This is a genomic window from Halobacillus sp. BBL2006 (assembly GCF_000786645.1).
Taxonomy (GTDB): domain Bacteria; phylum Bacillota; class Bacilli; order Bacillales; family Halobacillaceae; genus Halobacillus.
Genome location: NZ_JRNX01000454.1, coordinates 1 through 2,891, shown reverse-complemented (window position 1 = coordinate 2,891; position 2,891 = coordinate 1). Strand labels below are relative to the sequence as shown.

The window sequence follows — 2,891 nt, the reverse complement described above, 5'->3', positions numbered from 1 at the left end:
TCTAATGATAATAATAATTTAAAAATTTTCAAGATATAATGTGCTAAAATACTATTCCACAAAAAAATACGAACGAAACATCGTCCGTATTCTAATTTAGAGGCTAGAGTGAGTGGGAACTATCATTGGGGTTTATTTCATGAAAAGCACGCGTAATTAACTCATGGAATTGAATCATATCCTCAATTCGCTTATAGAGATCATTCGCCACGTCCATTTGGTTTTCTTCTGAGAAATCTTGGTATCTCTCCTTTAATTCTCCTTCAATGCCTTTTAGAGAATCCTCCTGTTCATTAGCGGCCATTTGCCACTTTTTAATATAGGAAGACATAAAGTTTTTATACAGATTCTCATTTGCCTGATAGAGATCTTTACGGACCCCCTTCTTCCATACTCGTTCAACCAGGCCTTGATCGACCAACCCACGTACCCCTGTACTCATCGACGTTTTGCTCTTACCTAACGCTTCACTCATTTCATCCAATGTCATAGGAGAACGACGAATATATAACGTTACAAATAATCGAGCATCTGCCGGAGTTAATCCAAACATCTCGAGGGTTTTAGAGAACTCGTGTATGACTTTCGTATGGATGTCTTCTAGTGTATGGTGATCTTTTAATACCATAAGATCCTCCTTCTCAAAGGTGCTAAGACTACATTACTATATTTTGGATTTTATTAAAAATTAAGTATAGGGGAGTATTCAAGAGAAAAACCGAGGAAAAAGTATCTTTTTACTATTTTAATTTTGTACAGTTCAAACTGTACGTAATTTTTATTCTTATTTAAAAGTATTTATGGTTTGAACTTTTTGTTACAAATAGGTTACAGTAGTAAAGGTGCTTGAGTGAGTACGGATATAAAAAAACAAAAACGTACCATACTAAACTAAAACATAAGAGGTGAGAGACGTGCCGATTATACAGGTAGAAAATCTGTCCAAGATATTCGGTAAGCAAGCAAAAAAAGCGACCAAATATTTGGATGAAGGTTTGTCTAAAGAAGAAATCTTAGAAAAAACAGGTAATACCGTAGGGGTCAATCGGGCGTCCTTTGATGTAGAAGAAGGAGAAATCTTCGTAATCATGGGACTTTCCGGAAGTGGTAAATCAACACTCGTTCGATTGATTAACCGCTTGATCGAGCCTACGGAAGGCAGTGTATACATCGATGGTCAGGACTTAGCTAAAATGGATAAGAAAAGTCTTAGGGAAGTCCGCCGTCAAAAATTGAGTATGGTATTCCAGCGCTTTGCTTTATTCCCGCATCGTACCATTTTAGAAAATGCTGAATTCGGCTTAGAGGTACAGGGTGTAGATAAGGATGAGCGTAAGAAAAAAGCGACGGAATCACTTGAGATGGTTGGACTAGGAGGTTATATCCACCAGTTCCCAGGTCAACTATCAGGCGGGATGCAGCAGCGTGTAGGATTAGCTCGTGCATTGGCGAATGATCCAGAAGTTCTTCTTATGGACGAAGCCTTCTCCGCTCTTGACCCTTTGATTAGAAAAGAAATGCAGGATGAATTGTTAGAGCTTCAAGAGTCTATGAGGAAAACGATTCTTTTCATTACTCACGACCTCGATGAAGCTCTTCGTATTGGTGACCGCATTGCATTGATGAAGGACGGAAAAATTGTACAAATTGGTACACCGGAAGAAATCCTGGTTAACCCTGCAAACGATTATGTTGAGAAGTTCGTTGAAGATGTCGATCGTTCTAAAGTACTATCAGCTGAACACATCATGAAGCGTCCAGAGACTGTCGATATTGATAAGCACGGACCAAGAACAGCTCTTGAACGTATGCGTAAAGAAGGTCTGTCAACCATTTATGTAACCGATGCGAAACGGAACCTTAAGGGTTACGTCACAGCTGACGACGTTTCAGAGGCTGTTAAAAAAGATGCGAAAGATCTAAATGCGATTCTCCGCACAGATATTCCGAAAGTGGAAAAAGATACATCTATGAATGAGATCTTTAACGTCATCCATGATGCACCTGTTCCAGTAGCTGTCGTAGAAGACGGGAAGCTGCGTGGAATTATCGTAAGAGGTGCTGTCATTGCTGCATTAGCTGGAAGTGAGGTGAACTTAAATGGAATTAATTCCTAAGATTCCAGTAGCAGAGTGGATATCTTCTGCTACGGATTGGATAACAGATACATTTGAATTTCTATTTGATTTTATTAAAAATGACTTTGGTGATTTTATTGAAATGTTCGCCGAAGATTGGTTGATGAGCATTCCGATTTGGCTTTTCATCCTGATCGTTGGTGTTGTAGCTTTCTTCATATCGGGTAAAAAATTCGGCTTGACTGCTTTTTCAGTCATCGGATTATGGTTCATTTCGAACCAAGAGCTTTGGTCGGAGTTAATGAATACGTTCACCCTTGTTATATTTGCGAGTTTGATCTCTGTCATTATCGGAGTTCCGTTCGGAATCTGGATGGCGAAGAGCAAAATGGTGGAAAGCATTCTTACTCCTATCCTTGACTTTATGCAGACGATGCCGGCGTTCGTTTACTTGATTCCGGCGGTTGCGTTCTTCAGTATTGGTATGGTTCCAGGTGTATTTGCATCTGTCATTTTCGCCACACCACCGACGGTACGTTTTACGAATCTGGGTATTCGCCAAGTTTCTCATGAATTGATTGAGGCATCCGATGCATTTGGTACCACAGGGACACAGAAGCTTTTCAAAGTTCAATTGCCTATGGCTAAGAAAACCATTATGGCAGGAATCAACCAGACGGTTATGCTTGCTTTATCCATGGTTGTTATTGCATCTATGATCGGTGCAAAAGGTTTAGGACAAACAGTTATCACCGGTCTACAACGTGCAGAAGTCGGAACCGGCTTTGTGGCAGGTTTAGGAATTGTAATCTT

Annotated in this window: 3 protein-coding genes; 2 read left to right on the top strand and 1 reads right to left on the bottom strand. The window is 39.9% G+C overall.

Annotation, left to right across the window (positions count from 1 at the left end; genetic code table 11):
• Positions 1–103 precede the first annotated feature (103 nt).
• A complete protein-coding gene (locus tag LD39_RS13605; protein ID WP_035547916.1) occupies positions 104–628 on the bottom strand; it encodes a GbsR/MarR family transcriptional regulator in 525 nt (174 codons plus the stop codon).
• A gap of 286 nt (positions 629–914) precedes the next feature.
• On the opposite strand from LD39_RS13605, the gene proV reads away from it, so the two are divergent.
• Positions 915–2,117: a glycine betaine/L-proline ABC transporter ATP-binding protein ProV gene (gene proV, locus LD39_RS13600; RefSeq protein WP_035547910.1), complete on the top strand. Its 1,203-nt coding sequence runs from the start codon at positions 915–917 to the stop codon at positions 2,115–2,117.
• Positions 2,101–2,891 (top strand): proline/glycine betaine ABC transporter permease (locus LD39_RS13595; RefSeq protein WP_035547907.1); only part of this gene is annotated, 791 nt, incomplete at its 3' end. The genes proV and LD39_RS13595, both read left to right, overlap by 17 nt.

Excerpts from the sequence above, each read along its gene's own strand:
- LD39_RS13605 (WP_035547916.1), bottom strand. The coding sequence starts at position 628 with ATGGTATTAAAAGATCACCATACACTAGAAGACATCCATACGAAAGTC.